This window comes from Actinomycetota bacterium (genome assembly GCA_019347575.1).
Classification (GTDB): Bacteria; Actinomycetota; Nitriliruptoria; order Nitriliruptorales; family Nitriliruptoraceae; genus JAHWKY01.
Genome location: JAHWKY010000031.1, coordinates 41,570 through 59,707 on the forward strand (window position 1 = coordinate 41,570; position 18,138 = coordinate 59,707).

Below are 18,138 nucleotides of genomic sequence, written 5' to 3' on the forward strand. Positions count from 1 at the left end.
CGTCGGGCGCACGGAGGAGGTGGCGAGGGTCGTCGCGGTGATCGGCGACCCGTCGGTGCCGGGCGCTGTGATCGAGGGTCCGCCGGGGGTGGGCAAGACGGTGCTGCTGCAGGTCGCCTGTGACGAGGCGGCTGACCGGGGCGCGGCGGTGCTGGTGGGCGCAGCCACCGAGCTGCGGTCGCGGTTGCCGTTCGCGCCGTTGGCCGAGGCGTTAGGGCTGAAACCGGATGCGGACGATCCGGGGCGAGCCGAGGTCGGGGCGCTCCTGAACGGCACCACCTCGGAGCAGCTCGACCCCGGCCAGCTGCGGTGGCGGGTCATCGAGGGCATCCTCGACGACCTGGAGCGACGCACGCTGCGGGTGCCGGTCGTGCTCGCGCTCGAGGACCTGCACTGGAGCGACGCCGACACCCTGGTCGCGCTCGAGCGGCTGGCCGATGCCGCGGGGCAGCTCGACCTGACGATGTTCGTCACGGCGCGTCCGCAGCCGCGACCGTCGGGGCTGGGCGCGACCCGGGAGGCGCTGCGGGACGCGGGGTGCGCCGAGGTGACGCTGGGCGAGCTCGGTCCCGAGGAGGTCGAGGCACTCGCGGAACAGCATCTGGGCCGCGCCGTTGACGACGACATGCGGCGGTGGCTGTCAGCGGCGGGTGGCAACCCGCTGATCGTGACCGAGCTGCTGACCGCGGGAGTGGACGCGACCGCCGACAACCGGCTGGCCGCGGCGGTCACCCGCCGCCTCGCGGGGCTGCCCGACGGGTGCGTCCGCGTGCTGGAGACCGCAGCCGTGCTCGGCGAGCGCTTCCGGCTCGCGGACCTCGCGACCGTTCGCGCCATGTCGGTGGCGCAGACCACGGAGGTGTTGCGCCCCGCTCTCGACACCGGTTTGGTGCGTGACGACCGTGGCGATCTGCTGTTCCGACACGCGCTCGTGCGCGACCACCTCTACGGCCGTCTGGGGAGCGCCGCGCAGGGGGCGTTGCACCGCGAGGTCGCGGTCGCGCTGCGGGACGCCGGCGCGCGACCCGACGCGATCGGGGACCACCTGGCCCGGTCCGCCATGGACCCGACGGGCGCGCTCGAGCTGCTCGAGGTTGCGGACGCGGTCGCCGACCACGCCCCCGCCGCCGCAGCGGACTGGGCCCGGACCGCCCGCGAGCACCTCACGGACGGGGACCCTGCGATCGTGCGCGCCCGACTCACCGAGGCTCGCGCGAGCGCTCTGGGTCTGCAGTACGACCGCGCGCTGGAGGTGGTGCGGCCACTGCTGCACGCCCCCATCCACGCGACCGCGCGGGCCGACGTCGCGATGGTCCTCACGATGGTGAACCTCATGCGTGGCCGCGAGGACGACGACGTGATCGATCTGCTGGTCGCCTCGCTCGACGACACCGACGCCGCGGATCAGGCACGGACCGTGGCTGCGCTCGCCCTGGTCCAGGTCGGACGGGTCGACGAGGCGGTCGAGGTCGTCGGACCGTTCCGTGCCGACACCTGCGACGATCCGACCGCGCGCTGCGTGGCCCTGGCCGTCGCAGCGATAGAGCACCTCAGCGCTGGCAGGGTGCAGGACGGGACGGAGACGGCGGCCGCAGGTCTCGAGCTGATCCGGGCCGCGGGGCTGCTGTCGACGTGGGCGGGCCTGGAAGCGATGCAGCTGTTCATCTTCACGCGGCAGCCCGGCGACGACCTGAGCACCGCCGTCCTGCAGCAGGCGTTGGTCGACGCCGAACGCGCCGGCTTCGGGCCTGCCGCTCTCCTGGCGCAGGCCCACTTCGCTGAGGCACTGGCGTGGCGCGGCGACTGGTCGGCGGCGGATGCGCACGCCACCACGGTCCTGCGCGCCGACACCGTCCTGCACGCCTCGACGCTGCTCACGGCGTGGTTCACGCTGCTGTTCATGGCTGGGCGTCGTGGCGACCTCGCCACGTTCCGTCGGGCGCTCGCGGCCGAGGACGCGCCCAGCGCCGGGGCGGGCTTCTACCGCCGCGGGCTGGGGATGCTCGAGGCGTGGGTGCTCGAGATCAACGGCGAACCCGACGCGGGGTGGCGCCTCGCTGAGCAGACCCGCGCCCACTTCGAGACCGTCGACAAACCTGTGATCCACATCCACGGGGTCCCCTACCTCGACCTCGCCGTGCGGCTGGGTCACGACGACCGTGCCCGCAGCTACCTCGCGGTCCTCGAGGAGGTCGCGGCGCACCTGGGACATCCCGCGTTCGACTGCGTCGTCGCTACCGGTCGAGCGCTCATCGACCGCGATCCCGACGCGGCCCGCCAGGCGCTGGAGCTGACCGCGACCGTCCCGGTGTTCCCCACGACGGTGGAGGCGTACACCTTCGCCGGGATCGCCCTGGGAGAGAACGGTCACCGCGACGAGGCGGTCGAGGCGTTGACCCAGGCGCGCGAGATCGCGGTCGAGGTCGACGCCACCAGCGACATCGCGCGCCTCGACGCGGCGCTGCGCGACCTCGGCGTGATGGCGTTCCGGCCGCGCCAGCCGCGGGAGACGGTCGGCTGGGAGGCGCTCACCGAGGCCGAGCAGCGCATCGTGCCGCTGGTCGCCGAAGGTCTGATCTACCGCGAGATCGGCGAGCGGCTGTTCATCTCCCGGCGGACGGTCGAGACCCACGTCGCACGGATCTTTCGCAAGGTCGGCGTGCGGTCCCGGCGCGACCTCACGCGCGCCTACCTCAACCACTCACCGTGATGTTGCCGGCCATCCCCCGCCGATCGTGCAGGAAGCACCAGTAGCCGAACGTGCCCTCCCGCGGGAACGTCGCCTCGAAGCGGTCGGGGAGCGGCTGTCCGGTCCACGGGTCGCACGAGTCGTCGCAGACCTCCCGGGGGGTGAGCAGCACACCCGAGTCGTGCACCGGTCGCGGCCCGGCGACGACGTTCCCCTGGGACCGCAGGGGCGCGGCGTAGGATTGCGGTGCCCACAGCATCTCGAGCTCGCCCTCGGGGCAGTCGTTGCCGATCGCGAGGAACGCCAGCGCTCCCGGTGCACCCGGCGCCCCGGCGTCACGCCCGTCGACGTCGCACCGGAACTCGTAGTAGTGCAACGGCGTGAAGGGCCGGAGGTCGTCGGGGAGGAACGACACCGAGTGGCCCTCGGCACCGCCGGGCATGGGCGGCAGCACGAACTCGACCTCGTCGCCCGGCTCGATCGTGAGGTTCGCCGGGAGGTAGCCCAGGATCGCGACGCGACCGTCAGGCGTCGACCCGCCCACCTGGACCTGCCAGCGGGAGCGGTTACCGACGATCTCGCGGGGTGGTTGCTGGTAGGCGGCGAGGACCGCTTCGGCCGCGGCGGTGTCGGCCTGGACCTGAGCGCGTCGTTCCGCCTCGACCTCGGCGGGTGTCGGGATCTCCTCCTCATCCGCCACGACCTCGACCTCGCCGCGCATGGCGGGGTGGAAGATGCAGAAGTAGGCGTAGCTGCCGGGCGGCAGGTCGACCTGTACGCGCGCGGTGTAGTCGAGGTTCGGCGGGCTGGCGCCGGCGTTTAGGTACTGGTCGGGGCTGGACAGCACGCACGGCGGGAGGTGCTCGCGGCTGGCTCCGAGGTTGCAGTCGTCACGCGACGGGAACAGACCGTCGAGACGGATCTGCGTCGGCAGCTCGTCGGGCACCAGGAGCGTGTCCTGCCGCTCGCCTCCGGGGTAGAAGGTCACGGAGTGCTCGCCTTCGTAGCGGAACCGCACGACGTCGCCGCGGTAGACCTGCAGCGTGTCGGGGTAGTAGGCGTGGTACTCGAGCCGGTCCGCCAGCGACGGCAGAGACGGCGACCCTGGATCGTCCGCGCCGACGACGACGAGGTGGTCATCCAGGGATGCGGCGATGTCGACGGACCGTTCCCCTGGCGTTGCCAGCGGGGCCGCCGCCACCGTGGACGCGATGCACAGGGTCGCGATCAGCGTCGGGATGCGGTCTCGGATCCGGTCGGACGTGGACATCTTGAGATCCCCTCTGTTGGTGTCTACACGTCCAGGTTCCCCGTTGGTCCTACGGACATCGTCCGTAGCCTCTACGTACCGTGACCGCTCCGCCCTGGGCGAGGATCAGGCGGCGTTGCGGGCCTGGTCCCAGTCGGACAGCGGCAGCGAGCAGTAGTAGCCGAGGTCGGTTTGACCGGACTGGATGGGGGGGAGTTGGCTGGCGCCCCGGTAGCGGGTGCCGGTCTGGGACAGTGCCGCTCCCGCGGCGGCCTGTGCGAGGGTGTCGATGGAGCCGGGCGGGTGGGAGGGGGAAGGTGCCGGGTTCGACGACGTGGAGGAAGGTGAACATGCCCAGGTGACCCATGGCGGAGCCAGGTAGCGGTCCAGCGCAGCCTGTTCGTTCATCTCACGAAAGCCTACGACGCAGAGGTCGGACTACCGCACTCCGTAACGGGCGGCGCTGACCTTCTCGGCATGCGCCTCCGAGATAATCCACGCAGCTCCCAGACAATCCACGCAGGGCGCCACTATGTGGTGTGTGGGCGCCTCCGGCCGTCACACCCGCCGCGCGCAACCACTGCTTTCGGCTTCGGAGCCGCAACGGGACCCGCGGGCAGGCGAGCGGCCAGGCTGCCTGAGGGAGTCGACAGACGGTCGGTCGGGCCTCTACGCGAGGTCACCGAGGGCGGCGTCGATGGCGGCCGCGGCGGGGGCGGACGAGGCCTCGAGCATGTGGGCGTAGACGGCTCGGACGGTCTGAGGGGTGTCGCCGATCCAGAAGGCGATCTTGTCGGCGGAGTGGCCCTCGTCGATCATCCAGGAGACGTAGGTGTGGCGGAGGCCGTGACTCGAGAGGTCGGGCGTGCCGGCGGCCTCGCAGGCGGCGTGCAGGGCGCGGTTGAACGAGGTCAGGCACGCGGAGCGCCCCGTGCTGGTCTGGATCAGCCAGCGTCGGTCGAACTCCGTGGCGGCGTGCTCGCGGTCACCGAGGTCCGGCAGGGGTGGCGCGTCGCAGCTCTCACGGATCAGCCGCTCGCAGGTCGCGACCGCGGACCGCGGGAGCTCGAGCGTGCGCTGCCGGTGGTTCTTGGTGGCCCGCACGGTGCCACGCGATACGCGGCGGCGGATGGTGATGGTGCCGCTGCGCAGGTCGACGTCGTGGGGTGTGAGGCCGGCGATCTCGCCGAACCGCGCCCCGAGCGAGAGCTGGAGCAGCCCGGTGTCGCGCTGCCAGCCGCGCATCTGGAGCAGCACCGCTCGTGCCGCGGGGCGCTCGAGCACCGCGTGGGGTGTCTTCTGGCGTCGAGGCCGGTGGCGCTTGGCGCGAGTCGGCGTACGCGTGATGACGTCGTCGGCCTCGGCCGACCGGAACAGCACCGACAGGGTCCGGTACACGCGGTCGGCCCGGGAGGCCGACACGGCATCGGTGACGCGGTTCAGCAGCGTGGTGATGTCGGTCGGGGTGACCTCTGCGGCGGGGCGCGGGCCCAGGTGTGGCAGGATCCAGTGGTCGAGGTTGACCTGGTGGAACCGGCGCGTGTTCGCGGGTGAGTTGCGGTAGCCCTCGATCCACCGCGACGCGTACTCGGCGACCGTCATGCGGCCGGGCAGCCCGGTCGTGATCGCCTTCGCTCGGGTGAGGACCTCCCACTCCTCGGCCTCGCGCTTCGTGACGAAGGTGGCCGCCACCCGGCGGCCTTCGACCTGCACCCGCACACGCCACGCTCCCGACGACAACCGATCGATGCCCATCTCGCGCCTCCCCTGGATGCCCGTCGTGAGCACGACGGTACGCAGGCGTCCGCGCGAGTGGTCACGGAGTGGTCACGCGGCTGTGGATAACCCGAGATGGGAGGAGATGGGAAACCGCCTCGAACGGGCCGCTACGCGGCCCTGCGGGGCGGTTCGCGGAGGGTGGTCGGGGGCAGAATCGAACTGCCGACACCACGATTTTCAGTCGTGTGCTCTACCTACTGAGCTACCCGACCTCGGGGCGTCGTCGCGTCGGTTCGGCGACGGGTGACCCCAGGTGCGGACCTGACGGGATTTGAACCCGCGACCTCCACCTTGACAGGGTGGCGAGCACTCCAAACTGCTCCACAGGTCCGTGAGTCGTGCACGTTCCGCTGGTGGGCCGCGTAGGACTCGAACCTACAACCTGCGGATTAAAAGTCCGTTGCTCTGCCAGTTGAGCTAGCGGCCCGAGTCGATGCGCCCACCGGGGAACGCGGCGGAATGTACCTGCGTCGTCGGAGGGCTGCCAACCGTTGCGGCGTACCCTCCTACGCTCGCCTTCCCGAGAGCCGAGGCGCCCCGACCGTGGCCTTCTCCACCAGCCCCGCAACGCCCCGCGACGCGCCCGACATCCTCGGGCTCATCGAGCGCGTCGAGGACGCGACCGGCCACGAGGTCGTCGACGAGGGCGAGCGGCAGCGCGTCGAGGAGCTGCGCACCGCAGGAACGACCGCGGAGGTCGACGGCGAGTGGAGACCTCTCGTCGCCCGCGACGAGCACGGCCTGGTGGGCTTCGCCAGCACCGTTCTGCCCGATGACCGCGGGGGCACGGCAACGGGTGAGGTCGTGGTCGCGCCGGACCGCCAGCGCAGCGGCGTCGGGACCGCGCTCGTGCGCGAGCTCGAAGCGCTCGCCACCGACGGAGCGACTCGCCTGTCGGTGTGGGCCCGTGCTGGCGACGTGAGTCGCGCGTTCGCCGCATCGCTCGGTTACGCGGTCGATCGGCAGCTGGACATCCTCGGCAGACGCACCGCGCCGGTCCCCGAGCCGGACCCTCCTGCCGGGGTCTCCCTGCGCTCCTACCGCCCCGGCGTCGACGACGACGGTGTCGTGGCGGTGTTGAACAGCGCGTTCGCGGACCACCCCGACCCCGACTGGACGATCGAGCGTCTCGCCCGCCGCCGCCGCCGGGCCTGGTTCGATCCCGATGGCCTCGTCGTCGCGCAGGACGGCGGCGGCATCGCCGGCGTGCACTGGACCAAGGACCGTGGGGACGACGTCGGCGAGGTGCACCTGCTCGGCGTCGCGCCCCGCGCGCACGGGACGGGTCTGGGTCGGGCGCTGCTGTACGAGGGGCTGGCGCGGATGCAGCGGCGGGGCGCCACCGACGTGCTGCTGTGGATGGAGCACGACAACGAGCCAGCACGCCGCCTGTACGAGTCGGTCGGCTTCGAGCCGCGGTGGTCGATCGCCTCGTTCGCGCGGAGCCTGTGAGGTCTCGGGGCCCTCGCCCCTCTATGTAGGTGCATCGCAACCCCAGAGGATGCGATGTGCCTGCATCGATGCGGCTACTGCTCGTCGCGGCGCACACGCGGAGGGACGAGCTTGTAGCCCACGCCCCGCACGGTCACGATCATCGACTCGTACTCGGGGCCGAGCTTGGCGCGCAGGCGCCGGATGTGCACGTCGACCGTGCGGGAACCGCCGTAGTAGTCGTAGCCCCAGACCTCCTGCAGGAGCAGCTCGCGGCTGAACACCCGGTCGGGACTGTTCGCCAGCGCCTTGAGCAGCTCGAACTCCTTGAAGGTGAGGTCGAGCGGCTGGCCCCGCAGGCGCACCTGGTAGCTGTCCTCGTCGACGATGAGGTCGCCGACGTTGGCGGCACGGCGTGATCCCTCGACCTCGTGGCGGTCGGCGACGAGACGCAGGCGCGTCTCGACCTCGGCCGGACTGGAGTGGGGCAGCAGCCAGTCGTCGAAGCCCCAGGTGACCTTGAGCGCGGCGAGCCCTCCCTCCGAGATCACCACGAGCAGCGGACGGGTCAGCTCGCCGACCGCGACGGAGCGACAGCACGCCGCGGCGGCGCGCAGATCGCCGCTGGCGTCGACCACGACGACGTCGCAGGAGGACAGTCCAGCCAGGGAGGCGGGGTCCAGTGGGGCGTCCTGGAGGGTGTGGTCGAGGTACTCCAACGACGGCAACAGCGACTTGCCCCCGCCGGAGCGATCGGTCAGGACCAGCAGGTGCACGATTCGCTCGCGTTCGGGTCCGCGCGGACCGAGCTGGCAGGATGCCACCGTGAGCACGGCACTCCAAGCGCTCGTCGCGCCTGACCACGACCGCCGCACCGCGCTGCGGCGGTTCCTGGAGGTGCGCGGGGTGGTCGGGCAGTTCCAGCGTCCCCACGTCGAGACGCAGCTGCTGGCCGACGACGGGGTCCGGCTCGCGGCCACCTACCTCCCCGGGCCCGTGTGGGACGCACCGGCGGTGGTGCTGCTCCACGGCTTCGGGGCGCACCGCCGCAAGCCGTCGTACGCCTACCTCGCGGACGCGTTGAGCCTGGGTTGTCACGTGCTCACCCTGGACCTGCGCGGCCACGGACGCTCGGGCGGCGCCTGCACCCTGGGGGACCGCGAACGCCTCGACGCGGACGCCGCCGTGAGGTGGATGCGCGCGTACGGCCACCGCTGGGTCGCGCTCGTGGGGTTCTCGATGGGCGGCACGGCCGCGCTACACGCCCTGCACAAGGGCATCGACGCCGACGCCGCCGTGGTCGTCTCGACGCCAGCTTGGCTGCGTTCCACACACCGAACCCCGGCCATGAGGTTCCTGGACGAGGTGTGGCGCAGCCCGCTGAAGCGGGCCGCCATGCGCGTATCGACCGGTATCCGGGTCGTCGCCCCGGAGCGGTGGCAGGCGCCGCCGCACCCGGCGGAGGCTGCCGCACGCATCGACCGCCCCCTGCTTGTCGTGCACGGCGAGGACGATCACTTCTTCGGGCCCGAGGACGGCGACGCGATCGCTACGGCGGCCGAGGCGACCCTTTGGCGCGAGCCTCCGGGCTTCGGCCACGCCGAGGACGGCCTGCGCCCCGCCTTCGTCGGTGCGCTCACCGAGTCGCTCGCCGCGGCGTACCGGCACGGCCACTTCCCCCCTCGTGACGAGGTGGCCAGGTGAGCGTCGAGGTGCGGCTGTTCGCGGCGTTGCGCGATGCGGCCGGCACCGCGCGGACCACCAGCGAGGCCGCCACCGTCGGGGCGCTGCTCGACGAGCTCGCGGCCCGCTACGGCGAGCCGTTCGCGTCGCGATCGCGTCGCGCGACGGTCGTGCTCGACGAGGACCCGGTCACCGACCCGGGCACGCCGCTGGCTGATGGCGCCTGCGTGGTGCTGCTGCCCCCGTTCAGCGGCGGCAGCTCTAGTATGCACTGTTGACACTTGCCCGTTGCCTGTTAGCACTACTCTAGCGTCACTATCGCGTTCCTTACGGTGACAACCCAGGAGGGGTCCCGTGGCCACCGTGGCAGCCGTGCACGACCCCGGCGAGGCCGCCGGGGACGCGGTCGAGCGCGCGCTGTCGGTACCCACGCGGGCGGGCATCTACCGCCGACTGCGCACCGAGGGCCAACCGGTGACCGCACGCGAGGCCGCCGAGATGTTCGGGCTGCACCCCAACGTCGCGCGCAACCACCTCGACACGCTCGCCGAGGCCGGGCTCGTCGTCACCGGGCGACGCAAGCACCCCGGCGGCGGCCGGCCCGCCAAGGTCTACGTCGCGCGGGAGCAGGCCGGCAGCGACCGGTCCGCCACCGTCCCCACCGGCAGCCAACTCGCCGTGGCGATGCTCGTAGCCCTGGTGAGCCAGCTCCCCGACGCGGAGGCCCAGGCGGAGGTGCTCGCCGAGGACCACGGCCGCCGCCTCGTCGACGCGGCCGCCGGTCGCGCCGACCGGCGCGATCTCAACGCCGCCGCGGTGGTGGCGGTCGAGGCGCTGCGGAACGCGTTCCCGGAGGTGCGACTCGCCGAGAGCGACCACGACGAGATCGCGGTCGAGGGCCTCGAGGTGGGGCTGCGCCTGGTCGGCGAGGCGGACGGCCACCTCGGCGACGCGTTCGCACGCGGGCTGCTGCGCGGGGCGCTCACCGCGGCCGGTGCCACGACCGACGTCTACGCCCACCAGGGTCGGCTCACGGCGCGGCTCGCCGCGGCCGCTTCGGAGGCTCCGGTGGTCGCCGACAGCGTCGATGCGCGGGGCCAGACCTACCAGGCTGGTGTCGTCGCCACGATGCGGGCCATCATGAGCTTGCGGCCGGGCGAGTACCTCGAGGTCCTCACCGACACGCAGGGCGCCCCGGCGGCCTTCGCGCGCTGGGCCGACCGCGCCGGCCACCAGGTGATCGACGTCGCCCGTGTCCGTGACCTGAAGGGCACGCAGGCGGTGCGGTTGCTGCTCCGCAAGGCGGTCGCGGCGTGAACGTCGTCCTGCTCTCCGCGCGCGACCCCCTCCAGTCGGTGGACGGGACCGCCCCGCCCGCGGTGGCGTCCCACCTCGCCAGCGCGGGGCACGAGGTCGTGCTGGTCCTGCTCGAGGAGGCCGTGACCATCGCACGCGACGATCACCGCGGCGCGGATGGTCTGCGTGCCGCGATCGGCGCGGGGGTCCGGGTCCTGGCCGACGGCGAGGCCCTGGCTCGGCGCGCGGTGGACCGTCCCGGCGATGGCGTGAAGCCGACCGATCTCGGCGAGGTCGTCGATCTGCTCTTCGACTGGTCGGACCGGCAGGTGTGGCTGTGAGGCGTAGACGATGACCAGGACCAGCGGCAGGACGTTGACGCTCGTGATCGGCACGGGCCCACAGGACGGTGCCACCATCGCGGCGCTGCGGCTGGCCGAGCACGCGGTCGCGCGCGGCCACCGGGTCGCTGTCTTCGCTCACGGCGACGGTGCTCGGGTCGGCGCCGAGGGTGCGTCGACCGCGCCTGCGGTCGAGGGCCTGCTCCGACAGGGAGTGCACGGCGGGCTCACGTCCTGGGTGGTCGACGGCGAGGCGTTCGGACGCTGCGCCGCCGGGCGACCGGTCGCCGGGGTCGTCGAGGGCTCGGGCGGTGACCTGTGGAGGTTCATCCTCGACGGCGACGTGGCTCTGGGGGTGGCGCCGTGAAGCGCGTGCTGTCCGTCGTCCGCGGCGCCGACGCCGGCGCCGCCCGGGAGACCGATCCCACCCTGGACCTCAACGCGTACGCGCTGGCCGAGGAGCTCGAGCTCACGATCGTCCTGGCTGGTCGCGGCGTCGAGCTCGCGCTCGACGATCCGCGCGTGGCCCGGGTCACGGTCGCCGGCGTCGAGGTCCCCGCCGCGACACCCGGCTCGGACGTGCGCGCGCTGCTCGCCAGCGGCGTCCAGGTGTTCGCGCTGGCGGAGGACGTCGCCGTGCGCGGGCTGAGCACGAGTGATCTCGTGTCCGGTGTCGAGCTGATCCCCGGCGACCGGTTCGCCGACCTGCTCACCGGGCACGACGTGACCCTGACCTCCGCGACAACGTGAGACCGACGTGACGTTGATCACCGCAGCCGACCGTGCCGCGCTCCGTGCGTCGGTCGATGCGACGCTGAACGGCGGGGCGCCGGACGAGGACGACCGCTTCCGTGCCGTCGAGGACGACACCGAGGCCTCGTTCATCCGCGCACTCGCCGAGGAAGCGGCCGAGACGCTCGAAGACAAGCCGGCGGACCGGATCGTGGCCTGGGCCGCGCACGTCGTCCCACGGTTCGTCGCCACCTCGTCGTTCGGCGCCGAGAGCGCGGTGCTCCTGCACCTGCTCGCGCAGGTGGCACCCGAGGTCCCCGTGCTGTTCCTCGACACCGGCTTCCACTTCGACCAGACGCTCGCGTACCGGCGCCAACTGGCCCGCGAGCTCGGTCTGACCGTCCTCGATGTGCGCCCCGAGCTGAGCGTGCGACAGCAGGACCAGCGCTACGGCGAGCGGCTCTACGAGCGCGATCCCGATACCTGCTGCGGTCTGCGCAAGACCCTGCCCCTGCGCAAGATGCTCGCCAACTTCGACGGCTGGGCGACGGGCGTGCGGAGAGCGCAGACCCCGGAACGAGCCGGCACCCCCGTCGTGGAGGCCCGCCGCCACGACGACCGCTGGTTGGTCAAGGTCGCCCCGCTGGCGACCTGGTCCGATGACGACATCAGCGCCTACGTGCGCGACCACGATCTGCCCGAGCATCCCCTGGTCGCCGACGGCTACCGCTCGATCGGGTGCGAGCCCTGCACCCGCCCGACGGCGCTCGGCGAGGATCCGCGCGGGGGACGGTGGGCAGCCCTGGGCAAGACCGAGTGCGGCATCCACCTCGCCGGTGACGACGCCGTGGTGCGACGCACCACCACCCCTGGTTGATCGGAGGAGGGACCCGTGGCCCGACAACTCGCCTACGACGACGACGGCAACCTGCTCATCGACGTCCGCGGCCCCCGCTTCGCGGCGGCGCTGACCATGACCGTCCTCGCGATCGCGTTGACGGTCCAGGGTCCGGTCGGCACCGCCCTCGTGGGCTGGCAGGTGCTCGCCTTCGCGGTCCCGACCCTGTTCGGCCTGCGCTACTCGCCGTACGGCAACCTCTTCCGCGCCGTGAAGCACCGGTTCGACCTCGGGCCTCCACCTGAGGTCGAGCCTGAGGCGCCGCCGCGCTTCGCTCAGCTGTGCGGGCTGGTCGTCGCGGGCGCGGGTCTGGTGGCCCTGCTGGCGGGGGCTGAGGTGCTCGGCTGGATCCTCGTCGGGATCGTGCTGGCGCTGTCCGCCCTGCTGGCGCTGACCGGCATCTGCGTCGGCTGCGAGCTGTACCTGCTCGGCAAGCGCCTGCGCACGCCCTCGACCGCGGGTTGAGCGTGCTGGTACGCCTGCTGATCGTGCTCGGGGTCGTCGTGGTCGCGGCCACGCTCGGCCTGTGGTGGCAGCGGCGTGACGGGCGCGTCCGTGCGGGTGACGGCCGTTTCGAACCGGCGCAGCTGCGAGCGGTCGGGCTCGAACCGGGCGCCGCGGACGCGTTCGCGGTGCTGCTCGGGTCGCCCACCTGTGCCCCTTGTGCGACGGTCCGGGGCGTGCTCGAGCGCGTCAGCCAGCGTCGCAGCGACCTGCGCTGGGTCTACGTGGACGCCGCGGATCACCTCGACCTCGCTCGGACGCACCACGTGCTCCGCGTCCCGACCCTGTTCGTCCTCGACCGCCGCGGTCAGATCCTGGCTCGCACGAGCGGCGTACCCGCCGAACGTGACCTGCTGCGCGTCCTCGATCGTGAGGGTGACCTCGAGGGAGCCACCTCGGGGCGGTGAGCGTGCGCGCTTCCGCCCGCGATCATGCCGCTTCTGCTTGAGTGAGGCGGGTTCCTGACCGATGACGTAGGTGGAGACCGGCATATCCGGTCCGGCTGGTGCTGCCCGTCAGCGCCGAGTGATGAACGCAGGAGCGCAGCGTGGTGACCCCGGGCTGGTCGCCACGGACACGAGGGGTCACGGTGGGAGTACGCGAGGAGGGCACGTGGGGGCCCCCGGTCCGCGTCCTGGCGAGCGTGCTCGCCCTGCTCCTCGTCGTGCCCGCCATCGTGGTGCTCCCCGCCGCGGCGGCCGTGGACCCCGGCCTCTGCTACGCCGTGGCCGACGACATCGACCACCTCGTGTCGGTCCCTCGCTCCGGTGGAGGCACCTCCGACATCGGTCAGGTCGCCGCCGGGGCCACCGTCAAGACCGACATCGAGGCGATCGCCATCGCGCCTGCCCCGGCGGCTCCGCACGAGCTGCGGATCTACGGGGTGCACGCGGGGGGCGGCGAGCTCGGCCGCATCGATGACACGACGGCGGCGTGGACCAGCATCGGCTCGCTCGGATCGGGGTCCGGTCCCGACGGATCGCAGTCGTTCGCCGACACCGACGGCCTCACGTACGACGCCTTCCGCGACCTGCTCTGGGGATCGGTCAGGCGGAACGGCGCGGCCGACCTGCTCATCGCGATCGACCGCGCGACCGGCACCCCTATCGCCGGACGGTTCGACGTCAACGGCGACTCGACCCTCGAGGACTACGCCGTCGTCACCGGGACGCAGACCGACATCGACGACCTCGCCATGGACCCGACGACGGGCGTGCTGTACGGCATCGCCAGCGGCAGCGCCGCTTCGGACCAGCTCGTCACGATCGACGTGGCCACCGGGGTCGCGTCGGTGGTCGGGACGTTGACCGTCGGTGGAAGCAACCTGCTCGACGTCGAAGGTCTCGACTTCGCTGGCGACGGGACGCTCTACGCCAGCACGGGCGGCGATCCGGTCAACCCCCCGGACCTGCAGAGCGCCTTCTTCCAGGTGGACAAGGCGACGGGCGCAGCGACGCAGATCGACGCAGACGATGACACCGGGGACCTCAACTTCGAGGTCGGGGCCGACCACGAGGCGCTGGCCTGCATGGCCGCACCCGCGAACACCGTCTCCGGGACGGTCTTCCTCGACGACGACGGCGACGGGGCGCTCGACGCCGGGGAAGGCGGCATCGCGGGCGTCACCGTGGAGCTGTGGCTCGATGACGGCGACGGGGCGTTCGACCCCGTGGGGGACCAGCTCGGACAGGTGACGACGACCGGCGGTGACGGGACCTACGCGTTCCTCGGTTCGGGTGACGTCGACGGGTTCATCGTCGTCGACGACAGCGACCCGGCCCTTCCCGCCGGCGCCGCCTTGACCGATCCCCCTCCGCCCGGTCCCGCGGTGCTCCCGTTCAGCGGCTTCGCCACCACCTCCACCGGCAACAACGTCGCTTTCGCCCTCCCCGCGGTCGGCGACCTCGTCTGGAACGACATCGACGCCGACGGTGTCCAGGACGCGGGCGAGCCGGGCGTGGGCGGGGTCGTGGTGTCGCTGCTCGATCCCGCCCTGGTCAAGACCACCACGACCGCGGTGGACGGTTCCTATCGGTTCAGCGAGGTGGCCCCCGGCACCTACTCCGTCGCGTTCGACCTCGGTGGAGTCGTGGGCGTCGCCGGGTTCACGACCCAGGACGCCGGGGCGGACGATGTCGACAGCGACCCCGATCCGGTCTCGGCCGAGACGACCACCTTCACGCTGTCGGACGGCGAGCAGGCGATGACCTGGGATGCCGGCGTCCTCGGCGACGCGGCCATCACCGGGACCGTGTGGCACGACGCCGACGAGGACGGGATCGAGGATCCCACGGAACGAGCGGTCGAGGACGTCGCGGTCGAGCTGCGTGCTTCCGACGGGTCCAGCGTCCTGTCGTCGACCATCACGGCGGCCGACGGCACCTACACGTTCGCCAACCTCCTGCCGGGCGACTACATCGTCGCGTTCGTCGTGCCAACCGGGTCGCTGACGACACAGACGATCGGGACGGTCGACGGCTCCGATCCCGATCCGGTCACCGGCCTGACCGACGTGATCGTCCTCGGGGCTGGCGAGACCAGCGGCGACATCGACGCCGGCGTCGTCGGCTCAGCCTCCATCGGTGACCTGGCCTGGAACGACATCGACGGCGATGGGATCCAGGACACGGGGGAGCCCGGAGTCGAGGGCGTGACCGTCCGCCTGCTGACCGCCGACGGCCTCACGGTGCTGGACACCACGACGACGGACGCGACCGGCACGTACGGGTTCAGCAGCCTGTTGTGGGGCGACTACGTCGTCGAGTTCGACCTCGCCGGCGTGTCGGGTGCCGCGGGCTTCACGACACGCACGACCGGAACCGCCGATGGCTCCGACCCCGACCCCACAGACGGGAGGGTCGGCGTCACGCTCGCCGCCGGCGAGGCGAACGCCGACGTCGACGCCGGTGTTCTCGGCGATGCGTCCGTGGGTGACCTCGTCTGGAACGACATCGACGCCGATGGCATCCAGGATGCGACCGAGCCCGGTGTCGGTGGCGTCACCGTTGAACTGCGGTCCGCGGATGGGATCACCCTCCTGTCGTCGACCGCCACCGCCGCTGACGGCAGCTACGTCATCGACGACGTGCTTCCGGGCACCTACACGCTCGTCGTGCTCGCCCCGCCGGGGACGACCTTCACCACGCAGACGCTGTCCACGGCCGATGGCAGCGACGTCGACCCTACGACCGGTGCGGTCGCCGTGGCGCTGTCCGCAGCCGAGGTCGAGGACAGCATCGATGCCGGACTCCTCGGTGATGCGATCATCGGGGACCTCGTCTGGTTCGACGCCGATGGGGACGGGCTTCAGGACCCCGATGAACCCGGCGTCGCGGGCGCGGTCGTGCGTCTCTACGCCGCTGACGGCACGACCCTGCTGGCGGTGACCACGACCTCGTCGACCGGGGCGTACACGTTCGCGGGAGCGGTGCCCGACGACTACGTGCTCGAGTTCGACCTCGGCGGGGTCGCGGGTGCGGGCGGCTTCACCTCGCAGACGACGGGTACGACCGACGGTTCCGACCCCGATCCCACCAACGGTCGCGTCGCGTTCACCGCGGTCTCCGGCACGAACGACGACCTCGACGCCGGGGTACTGGGCGACGCCTCGATCGGTGACCTCGTGTGGTTCGACGCCGATGGGGACGGCCTGCAGGACACCGGCGAACCCGGTGTGGCCGGAGCGGTGGTCCGACTGCTCACCGCTGATGGCGCTGCCGTACTCGCCACCGATACCACCGACGCGGCCGGGGCGTACCTCTTCACGGGACTGCTGCCCGGCGACTACCGGATCGAGTTCGACCTCACGGGCGTGCCGGGCGCGGCCGGGTTCACGACCGCCGACGTCGCCAGCGACGACACCGTCGACAGCGACGCGGACCCGGTCACGGGCCGCACCGCCGTCATCACGGTCGCTACCGCGGCCACGATCGACCACGTCGACGCTGGCATGATCGGCGACGCCGCCATCGGGAACCTCTTCTGGAACGACCTCGACGGGGACGGCCTCCAGGACGCCGGTGAGCCCGGTCTCGTCGGCGTCACCGTGCGTCTGTTCGCCGCCGACGGCGCGACCTTGCTCGACACCCAGACGACGGACGCTGACGGGGCCTACACGTTCGCTGACCTGCTCCCGGGCGACTACGTCGTCGTGTTCACGGCACCGTCCGGACTCAGCTTCACCGCACAGACGCTGGGAACGGCCGACGGCAGCGATGCCGACCCCGTCACCGGCGCGACCCCCACCATCACCCTGACCGCCGGTGAAGTCGAAGACGGCATCGACGCGGGTGTGCTCGGTGGCGCCGCCCTCGGCGACCTGGTCTGGAACGACATCGACGGCGACGGGATCCAGGACCCCGACGAGCCGGGCGTGGAGGGACTGACGATCCGGCTGATCGAGGACGACGGCGTCACCGTCGCGGCCACGACGACGTCGGATCCGGCCGGCGCGTACGCCTTCACCGGCATCGCCCCCGGCGACTACTTCGTCGAGTTCGACACCTCGTCCGTCGCGGGAGCGTCACTGACCTCCCAGACCACGGGAACGGCCACCGGGTCCGACCCCGACCCGGTGACCGGGCGCTCCCCGCTGCTCACGCTCGTCGCGGGTTCCACCGACGACGACATCGACGCGGGGCTGGTGGGGGATGCCGCCATCGGTGACTTCGTGTGGAACGACATCGATGGGGATGGGCTGCAAGACGCGGGAGAGCCGGGGATCGGTGGGGTCACCGTCGAGCTGCTCGCGTCCGATGGGACGACTCGACTCGCCTCGACCACCACCGAGGCGGACGGCGCGTACGGGTTCGTCAACCTGCTGGCGGGCGACTACGTGGTGGGGTTCGTGGCGCCCACGGACACGACGTTCACGATCGCCGATGTCCCGGGGCCACTCGGTTCCGACACGACGGATTCGGACGCGGACCCCGGAACAGGTCTGACCGGCGCGGTGTCGCTGTCTGTCGGCGAGACCGATGACTCGGTCGATGCGGGCCTGCTGGGCGCTGCCTCGATCGGCGATGTGGTGTGGAACGACATCGATGGGGACGGTGTCCAGGATGTGGGGGAGCCGGGTGCGGCTGGGGTGACGGTGCGGTTGTTCGCGTCGGATGGGGTGACGTTGTTGTCGTCGACAACGACGGGTGTGGATGGGGTGTACGGGTTCGCCAACCTGCTCGCGGGTGATTACGTGGTGGGGTTCGTCGCTCCGGCTGGTGCGACGTTGACGGCGGCGGATGTGGGGGCGGATGACGCGGTCGACTCTGACGCCGATGCTGGCACGGGGTTGACCGCGGTGGTGTCGCTGGCTGCGGTCCTCCCCGCGATCGGGCTGGGCCGGGTGACGGTGGCGGTGGAGGCGCCTCGGGACGCCACGGTGGGCCGTCCGGTCGAGCTGACGGTCGAGCTGGCCGGTCGAGAGCGGCCCCTCAAGCTGCGAACGCCCGGCTTCGAGTCGGCCTGGACGGGCGCCATGGTGCCCTGCCGGGGGCGGCTGGCGGCCACGCCCCGGGCCCGGGGGGTGGTGGGTGAGGTG

General features: G+C 72.1%; 16 protein-coding genes and 3 tRNA genes. 12 read left to right on the forward strand and 7 right to left on the reverse strand.

Annotated features, from left to right (window positions below; translation table 11 throughout):
* The first annotated feature begins 19 nt into the window (after positions 1–19).
* Positions 20–2,710, forward strand: a complete 2,691-nt coding sequence (locus KY469_17690; protein ID MBW3664933.1) for an AAA family ATPase — start codon at positions 20–22, stop codon at positions 2,708–2,710.
* Here the strand turns inward: KY469_17690 and KY469_17695 are convergent.
* From KY469_17695 to KY469_17720, 6 genes are all read right to left on the reverse strand, one after another.
* Positions 2,694–3,959: a hypothetical protein gene (locus KY469_17695; GenBank protein ID MBW3664934.1), complete on the reverse strand. Its 1,266-nt coding sequence runs from the start codon at positions 3,957–3,959 to the stop codon at positions 2,694–2,696. The two genes, KY469_17690 and KY469_17695, sit on opposite strands and share 17 nt — an antisense overlap.
* A gap of 105 nt (positions 3,960–4,064) precedes the next feature.
* A complete protein-coding gene (locus tag KY469_17700; protein ID MBW3664935.1) occupies positions 4,065–4,346 on the reverse strand; it encodes a hypothetical protein in 282 nt (93 codons plus the stop codon).
* A gap of 261 nt (positions 4,347–4,607) precedes the next feature.
* On the reverse strand, positions 4,608–5,693 hold the full coding sequence (locus tag KY469_17705; GenBank protein MBW3664936.1) for a site-specific integrase: 1,086 nt from the start codon (positions 5,691–5,693) through the stop codon (positions 4,608–4,610).
* Between the two features lie 163 nt (positions 5,694–5,856).
* Positions 5,857–5,929, reverse strand: a tRNA-Phe gene (locus KY469_17710).
* A gap of 44 nt (positions 5,930–5,973) precedes the next feature.
* A tRNA-Asp gene (locus KY469_17715) sits at positions 5,974–6,048 on the reverse strand.
* 20 nt (positions 6,049–6,068) lie between these two features.
* Positions 6,069–6,144 (reverse strand) — tRNA-Lys (locus KY469_17720).
* Positions 6,145–6,260: 116 nt separating this feature from the next.
* On the opposite strand from KY469_17720, the gene mshD reads away from it, so the two are divergent.
* The gene (gene mshD / locus KY469_17725; GenBank protein ID MBW3664937.1) at positions 6,261–7,169 is read left to right on the forward strand and encodes a mycothiol synthase; all 909 of its coding nucleotides are present in this window, start codon (positions 6,261–6,263) and stop codon (positions 7,167–7,169) included.
* 74 nt (positions 7,170–7,243) lie between these two features.
* Here mshD and KY469_17730 read toward each other — a convergent pair whose 3' ends face one another.
* The gene (locus KY469_17730) at positions 7,244–7,927 is read right to left on the reverse strand and encodes a response regulator transcription factor (GenBank protein MBW3664938.1); all 684 of its coding nucleotides are present in this window, start codon (positions 7,925–7,927) and stop codon (positions 7,244–7,246) included.
* A 46-nt stretch (positions 7,928–7,973) separates the two neighbouring features.
* On the opposite strand from KY469_17730, the gene KY469_17735 reads away from it, so the two are divergent.
* The 10 genes from KY469_17735 to KY469_17780 form a co-directional block, all read left to right on the forward strand.
* Positions 7,974–8,852, forward strand: a complete 879-nt coding sequence (locus tag KY469_17735; GenBank protein ID MBW3664939.1) for a lysophospholipase — start codon at positions 7,974–7,976, stop codon at positions 8,850–8,852.
* Positions 8,849–9,109 carry a MoaD/ThiS family protein gene (locus tag KY469_17740; protein ID MBW3664940.1) on the forward strand — a complete coding sequence of 87 codons (261 nt, stop codon included), beginning with the start codon at positions 8,849–8,851 and terminating at the stop codon, positions 9,107–9,109. Before KY469_17735 ends, KY469_17740 begins: the two co-directional genes overlap by 4 nt.
* Before the next feature lie 76 nt (positions 9,110–9,185).
* On the forward strand, positions 9,186–10,148 hold the full coding sequence (locus KY469_17745) for a helix-turn-helix domain-containing protein (protein ID MBW3664941.1): 963 nt from the start codon (positions 9,186–9,188) through the stop codon (positions 10,146–10,148).
* Positions 10,145–10,468 carry a DsrE family protein gene (locus KY469_17750; GenBank protein MBW3664942.1) on the forward strand — a complete coding sequence of 108 codons (324 nt, stop codon included), beginning with the start codon at positions 10,145–10,147 and terminating at the stop codon, positions 10,466–10,468. The genes KY469_17745 and KY469_17750 overlap by 4 nt, the downstream gene beginning before the upstream one ends.
* 10 nt (positions 10,469–10,478) lie before the next feature.
* Entirely contained in the window at positions 10,479–10,835 is a 357-nt protein-coding gene (locus tag KY469_17755; GenBank protein MBW3664943.1) for a DsrE family protein, read from the forward strand.
* Positions 10,832–11,218, forward strand: a complete 387-nt coding sequence (locus KY469_17760) for a DsrH/TusB family sulfur relay protein (protein MBW3664944.1) — start codon at positions 10,832–10,834, stop codon at positions 11,216–11,218. The genes KY469_17755 and KY469_17760 overlap by 4 nt, the downstream gene beginning before the upstream one ends.
* Before the next feature lie 133 nt (positions 11,219–11,351).
* Positions 11,352–12,077 carry a phosphoadenylyl-sulfate reductase gene (locus KY469_17765; GenBank protein MBW3664945.1) on the forward strand — a complete coding sequence of 242 codons (726 nt, stop codon included), beginning with the start codon at positions 11,352–11,354 and terminating at the stop codon, positions 12,075–12,077.
* A 51-nt stretch (positions 12,078–12,128) separates the two neighbouring features.
* Positions 12,129–12,563, forward strand: coding sequence for a DUF4395 domain-containing protein (locus KY469_17770; protein ID MBW3664946.1), 435 nt, complete (start codon positions 12,129–12,131; stop codon positions 12,561–12,563).
* 2 nt (positions 12,564–12,565) lie between these two features.
* The gene (locus KY469_17775; protein ID MBW3664947.1) at positions 12,566–13,009 is read left to right on the forward strand and encodes a thioredoxin family protein; all 444 of its coding nucleotides are present in this window, start codon (positions 12,566–12,568) and stop codon (positions 13,007–13,009) included.
* Between the two features lie 182 nt (positions 13,010–13,191).
* On the forward strand, positions 13,192–18,138 hold a 4,947-nt coding region (locus KY469_17780; GenBank protein ID MBW3664948.1), incomplete at its 3' end, for a carboxypeptidase regulatory-like domain-containing protein.

What these genes read in the sequence shown, in the direction of transcription:
- KY469_17705 (MBW3664936.1), bottom strand. Translation starts at nt 5,693, where the DNA reads ATGGGCATCGATCGGTTGTCGTCGGGAGCGTGGCGTGTGCGGGTGCAG.
- KY469_17755 (MBW3664943.1), top strand. Translation starts at nt 10,479, where the DNA reads ATGACCAGGACCAGCGGCAGGACGTTGACGCTCGTGATCGGCACGGGC.
- KY469_17700 (MBW3664935.1), bottom strand. Translation starts at nt 4,346, where the DNA reads ATGAACGAACAGGCTGCGCTGGACCGCTACCTGGCTCCGCCATGGGTC.
- KY469_17695 (MBW3664934.1), bottom strand. Translation starts at nt 3,959, where the DNA reads ATGTCCACGTCCGACCGGATCCGAGACCGCATCCCGACGCTGATCGCG.